The organism is Amycolatopsis sp. NPDC051106, assembly GCF_040682775.1.
GTDB lineage: Bacteria > Actinomycetota > Actinomycetes > Mycobacteriales > Pseudonocardiaceae > Amycolatopsis.
The window spans coordinates 1-5,407 of record NZ_JBFBBQ010000191.1 but is presented as its reverse complement, the minus strand read 5'-3'; the positions used below and the strand labels follow the sequence as shown (position 1 = coordinate 5,407).

Annotated in this window: 5 protein-coding genes; 4 read left to right on the top strand and 1 reads right to left on the bottom strand. The window is 70.1% G+C overall.

Annotated features, from left to right (window positions below; all coding sequences use genetic code 11):
* The first annotated feature begins 319 nt into the window (after positions 1 to 319).
* The 3 genes from AB0M83_RS48380 (at position 320) to AB0M83_RS48370 (ending at position 2,766) form a co-directional block, all read left to right on the top strand.
* Complete coding sequence (locus AB0M83_RS48380) at positions 320 to 1,261, top strand: alpha/beta fold hydrolase (protein ID WP_364529558.1); 942 nt, start codon at positions 320 to 322, stop codon at positions 1,259 to 1,261.
* 68 nt (positions 1,262 to 1,329) lie between these two features.
* Positions 1,330 to 1,755: a hypothetical protein gene (locus AB0M83_RS48375; RefSeq protein WP_364529555.1), complete on the top strand. Its 426-nt coding sequence runs from the start codon at positions 1,330 to 1,332 to the stop codon at positions 1,753 to 1,755.
* Positions 1,756 to 1,905: 150 nt separating this feature from the next.
* A complete protein-coding gene (locus tag AB0M83_RS48370) occupies positions 1,906 to 2,766 on the top strand; it encodes a DUF1206 domain-containing protein (protein WP_364529552.1) in 861 nt (286 codons plus the stop codon).
* Here AB0M83_RS48370 and AB0M83_RS48365 read toward each other — a convergent pair.
* The gene (locus AB0M83_RS48365; RefSeq protein WP_364529549.1) at positions 2,730 to 4,655 is read right to left on the bottom strand and encodes a translation factor GTPase family protein; all 1,926 of its coding nucleotides are present in this window, start codon (positions 4,653 to 4,655) and stop codon (positions 2,730 to 2,732) included. The two genes, AB0M83_RS48370 and AB0M83_RS48365, sit on opposite strands and share 37 nt — an antisense overlap.
* A 258-nt stretch (positions 4,656 to 4,913) precedes the next feature.
* Between AB0M83_RS48365 and AB0M83_RS48360 the strand changes: the two genes are divergently transcribed.
* Entirely contained in the window at positions 4,914 to 5,354 is a 441-nt protein-coding gene (locus AB0M83_RS48360) for a DoxX family protein (protein ID WP_364529546.1), read from the top strand.
* The last annotated feature ends 53 nt before the right edge of the window (positions 5,355 to 5,407 follow it).

The following is a 5,407-nucleotide window of genomic DNA, read 5'->3' as shown; positions in this document are numbered from 1 at the left end:
GTGCCGGGTCAAGGCGGGAAAGATGCCTTGACCCGGCACCGCCGGCCGTGTTTTGGCTTCGGATCGGGGTGCGGGGGAGGTCTGGGTTCTCGTTGGCCTGATTCCGGCTGACCTCTTGCTTTGTGCGTGAAGCCCCTGGCACCTCTGGTGCCGGGGGCTTTGTCATGTCCGTGAGTGGCACTTCACCTCTTGTGTGTCACTCGTAGCAGGTCATGCGCCGGAAGAAAATCACTCACCAGGGGGAGTGTCCGAACAAGTTACCTGCGCGTTAAGCCTTCGGTGACGCGGGTCACCATCGGTTCACAGAGAGGTGAAGCGGATGGGCGCAACGACGCGCAGGTGGCTCACGGCGGCCGTCGCCATGGTGGCGGCTCTGACACTGGGGGCCGGGGCCGCCCACGCGGCCGAAAAGGAACCCACCGGGCCTGTGCAGCCCAACATCCTCACGGCCGCCCTCTACTCGCTCGGTGCGCCCACCATCGCGCCGCCCGGGGCGAACGACTGGAACTGCAAACCCAGCGATGCCCACCCGAATCCCGTGCTGCTCTCCAACGGGACCACCGCCAACGCCTACGAAAACTGGGCCAACCTTTCCCAGAAGCTCGCCAACGCCGGCTACTGCGTCTTCGCCGGCAACTTCGGCGGGGCGCCCGGGAGCTTCCTGCAGACCGTCGGGCCCATCGCCGACACCACGAAAGCGCTTGCCGCCTTCGGGGACAAGATCCTCCGGGCCACCGGGGCCAAGAAACTCGACGTCGTCGGGCACTCTCAGGGCGGGATGAACGTCCGGTACTGGATCAAGTACCTCGGCGGCGCCGACAAGATCAGCCGGCTCGTCGGGCTGTCGCCGTCCAACCACGGGACCGACCTCTTCGGCCTGCTCAGCACCCTCGAAATGATCCCCGGCGTCCCCGCCGCGCTCGGGACCGTCTGCCAAGCGTGCAACGAACAGGCCGTCGGCTCGGCCTTCCTGACCAGCCTCAACGCCGGTGGCGAGACCGTCGACGGCATCCAGTACACCGTCATCCAGACCCGCTACGACGACGTCGTCACGCCCTACACCAGCGCGTTCCTCGCCCCGAAACCGAACGTCAAGAACATTCTGCTGCAGAACGTCTGCGGGCTCGACTTCACCGACCACCTCGGCATCACCTACGACCCCGTCGCCCAGGGGCTGGTGCTCAACGCGCTCGACCCGGCGCACGCCAAGACGCCGCTCTGCGTTCCGGTGCCGCCCGTGATCAGCGGGCAGATCGGCTGAAGTTCGCCACATGAGACATAACCCACCGCCGGGGCGGATTTCCGCTCCGGCGGTGTCACTCTCGAAGCATGTACTGGCCGGTTCCGGCGTCCTGGACGCCCCACGACGAAGCCGAGCTGCTCGCCGGCTGGCGGCTGTGGCTCGAACTGTCCGACCGTGCCTGGCCGACGGCCGCCTGGGACGGCACGCCCGCCGGTGCCGTCGCCCAGCTGCGGGAACTCTTGGCCGCGTGTGACGACATCGAGACGGCCTACCGCGAGACGGCGAAGACGCCGTCGCCCGGGTTCCGGCGCCTGGTGCAGGGGCTCGTCGTCACGGCGGGCACGGCGATCGGGCTCTGGTGGGACGACTTCGACCCGCTCGACAGTGAACGCGCCGCCCTGCTCCACGACGACCTCGCGCGCTTCGCCGAACAGGCCGAGCAGGTACTGGCGCTGCTCGCGGCCAACGGCGGCTGGACCGGGCTCGACGAGGTCCGCCGCCGTCCCGGCTAGGGCTTCACCGAGGCCGACGCCGGGTTGGTGGTCCCAGTGCTCGATCCGGCGCGAGACCGTCGCGCCTCCGTGCCGGAATCGTCCCGTCACAGCGCGCGATTGCGCCGCATGGCCCAGCGGGGTACGGCGCGGAGCGGGTACCCCGAGGGTATGAACCGGACATCAGAAGGCGCCAAAGCGGGCGCGAAAGAGGGCGCGCACCGGACCGAGGCCGAAGCCGACAAAGGCGAGAAGAGCGACACCGCTCAGCTGCTCGGCCGGGTCGGCATGGCCTGCTACGGCGTCGTCCACCTCGTCATCGCCTACCTGGCCCTGCAGATCGCCTTCGGCGACAGCGAGCAGGCCGACCAGAAGGGCGCGCTCCAGCAGATCGGCTCGACGGCGTTCGGCCAGGTGCTGCTCTGGATCATCGCCATCGGCCTGGTCCTGTTCGGGCTCTGGCAGTTCCTGATGGCCGCGACCGGCTACGAATGGGTCAGCGGCGGCAAGCGCACGCGCAAGCGGATCGGCGCGGCCGCACGCGGTGTCGTCGTGGTCGTGCTGGGCTTCACCGCCTTCCGGATCGCGACCGGCAGTGGCGGCGGCGGCTCGGGGAACCAGAGCCAGCAGGAGTTCACCGCCAAGCTGCTCCAGCTGCCGTTCGGGCGGGCGCTGGTGGTCATCGCCGCCGCGGCCGTCCTCGGTGTCGCGATCGCCGCCGGGATCAAGGGCTACAAGAAGAAGTTCCTCGAAGACCTGAACACCACCGAGCTGCCGGGGAAGACCAAGCGCTGGGTCAGCTGGCTCGGCACCACGGGCTACCTCGCCAAGGGTGTCGTCTTCACCATCGTCGCGATCCTCCTCGCCATCGCCGGGTTCAAGGCCGACCCGAACAAGGCCGGCGGGCTGGACGCCGCGCTCAAAACGCTCGCCGCCCAGCCCTTCGGCACCGCGCTGCTGACCGTCGTGGCCCTCGGCCTCGCCGCGTTCGGCGCCTACTGCTTCGGCGCGGCCTGGGCCCACAAGCGCTGACGCCGGGCGACCTGCGCGAGGTACTCCTTGCGGTCCAACGGGTTCTCGTCGGTTCGCGGCCGCACCGGCGGCGGGCCCGGGTAGGGCCGGTAGTCCGCGAACTCGCTGAGGAAGACGCCTTCGCCCTGGCTGAGCGCCGGCAGCGCCTGTTCGAACGCGTGGACGTGCTCGGCCGGGATCGTGCCCTGCAGCGTGCACGACGACGGCCCGACGACCGGTTCCCCGGGCACCGCGCGCACGTCCGCGAGCTTGAGCAGCACCGCGCTGACGGCGCTCGCCGGGACGTCCAGCTCGAAGCGGTGCACCGGCTCGTGCACCCGCGTGCCGGCCTGCTTCAGCGCCGCCATCAGCACCAGCGGCGTCATCTTGCGGAAGTCGCCCGCGGCGCTGAGCGGGCTGAAGAACGCCGTGTGCGTCAGCATGACGGCGACGTCCCGCACCGCCCAGCCGTACAGCCCCTGCTCGAGCGTGGTGTGAACGGTCTCCTCGATGGCCTTGTGGAACGCGAGCGGCAGCGAGCCCAGCTCGACCGAAAGCCCGAACGTGACGCCGGGCCCGGGTTCCACCCGAAGCCCGACCGTCGCGAAGAAGTACAGCCGCTGTTCCGGATCCAGCTCCTCGACGGCTTCCCCGCGGCCGACCGGCTTCTCGACGTACAGGGTGCGCGTCCGCTCGAACGTGACGTCGATGCCGGCGCCGTCGGCCAGCATCGAGCTCAGGACTTCCTTCTGCACTTCGCCGTAGAGCCGCACCGAAATGTCCCGCCCGCGGCGGCGGACGTCGATCAACGGGTCCTCTTCGGACAGCCGGGTCAGCGCCGTGAACAGCGCCGCCGCCTGCTCCGGGCGGACCGGCCGCACCACGGTCTCGAGGCTCGGCGGCGTGAACACGCCGTCGCGAGCGGCACCCGGTGAGCCGAGCCGGTCGCCGATCCGGACCTCTCGGAGCCCGCGCACCCGGGCGACGTCCCCGGCGAGTGCCACGTCGTCGCCGGCGACTTCGAGCGCGGAGACGCGGCCGGTGAGCTCGGTTTCGCCGCGGTAGAAGGAAATCCGCTGCCGCACCGCCAGGGAACCGGAGTGCAGCCGGGCGTAGGCGATCTTCTCCCCGGCCCGGCCGCGGTCGATCTTGAACACGGTCGCGTGCAGGGGTCCGTCGCCGGTGCGCTCGGTGGCCGGGAGCAGCTCGGCCATCGCCATGACGAGGTCCGCGACGCCGGTGCCGGTGATCGCCGACCCGGACAGCACCGGGTGCAGCGCGCCGCGCGCGACCTGCCGGGTCAGCTCGGCGCGGCAGGCCGCTTCGTCGACGCGGTCGTCCACATAAGACTCCAAGAACGCGTCGTCGCCGTCCGCCAGGAGCTCGCCCAGCTCGGCCGGGAACGCGGGGGTGCTCACGGCGTCCGGTGTCCCGGTGCCGGTGACGGTGCTGAGGGCGACCGTGCGCGGCGCCAGCTTCGCGCGGACGTCGTCGAGCAGGTCGCGGGCGCCCCCGCGGTCGATCTTGTTGACGAAGATCAGGGCCGGGATGCCGAGCCGGCGCAGGGTGCGCATCAGCACGCGGGTCTGGGCCTGGACGCCTTCGACGGCCGACACCACCAGGACGGCCCCGTCGAGCACGCGCAGCGCGCGCTCGACCTCGGCGATGAAGTCCGAGTGGCCCGGGGTGTCGATGAGCGTGATCCGCGTGTCGCCGGTCGTGAACGAGGCCACCGCGGAGCGGATGGTGATGCCGCGACGGCGTTCGAGCTCGAGGGAGTCGGTCTGGGTGTCGCCGCGGTCGACGCTGCCGAGGTGCGTGATGGCGCCCGCCTCGAAGAGCAGGCGCTCGGTCAGGCTGGTCTTACCGGCGTCGACGTGCGCGAGGATGCCGATGTTCAGGGTTTTCACGGTCGTGGGAGATCCTTTGCGATGCGGGGGACAGGCCGGGCGGAACGGTCTGTCGGCGCATCGGGGTCTCCTCACGGTCGCGGACGCAGGTCAGGGCGAAGATAGCCCTCCGGCGGGGCGCGCGAAACCGGTTTTCGGCGGCCCGGTCGTCCCTGTCGGTTCCCTGTCGATCACCCTCCGGAGCTTCGATCCGGGGTGCCGGGGCCCTAACTTGGGGCGGGTCAGTTGAAAATTCACCCACCGGGGAGCTGAAACCGGATGTTCGGACGATTCAAGGACGTGGCCCTGTTGCTGGGGAGGATCGGCGTCGCGGTCGTCTTCCTCGCGCACGGCCTCCAGAAGTGGAACAACGGCATCGACGGCACCGCGAAGTTCTTCTCGATGACGGGCATCCCGATGCCCACGGTCGCCGCGGTCTTCGCGATGACCGTCGAGATCCTCGGCTCGATCGCGTTCATCATCGGGTTCCTGATGCCGCTGGTCGGCATCGGGTACGTCGTGATCTCCGTGGGCGCGCTGCTCTCGGTGCACATCGACAACGGACTGACCGGCCAGGGCGGCTACGAGCTGGTCCTCGTGCTCGCGCTCGCCGGGCTCGCCCTCGGCTTCAACGGCGGCCGGCTCTCGCTGGACCACCTGCTGTGGGGCCGCAAGCGGGCCCGCCGCGACGCCGACGTCGGCGAGCTCCAGAACGCCTGACCCAAGTCCGTGAATGTCGCATCGAGGGACGGTTAGGACCGCCGGGCGGCAAT

Bases quoted from the DNA above. Each gene is read 5' to 3' on its own strand.
- AB0M83_RS48380 (WP_364529558.1), top strand. From the start codon at position 320: ATGGGCGCAACGACGCGCAGGTGGCTCACGGCGGCCGTCGCCATGGTG.
- AB0M83_RS48375 (WP_364529555.1), top strand. From the start codon at position 1,330: ATGTACTGGCCGGTTCCGGCGTCCTGGACGCCCCACGACGAAGCCGAG.
- AB0M83_RS48370 (WP_364529552.1), top strand. From the start codon at position 1,906: ATGAACCGGACATCAGAAGGCGCCAAAGCGGGCGCGAAAGAGGGCGCG.
- AB0M83_RS48360 (WP_364529546.1), top strand. From the start codon at position 4,914: ATGTTCGGACGATTCAAGGACGTGGCCCTGTTGCTGGGGAGGATCGGC.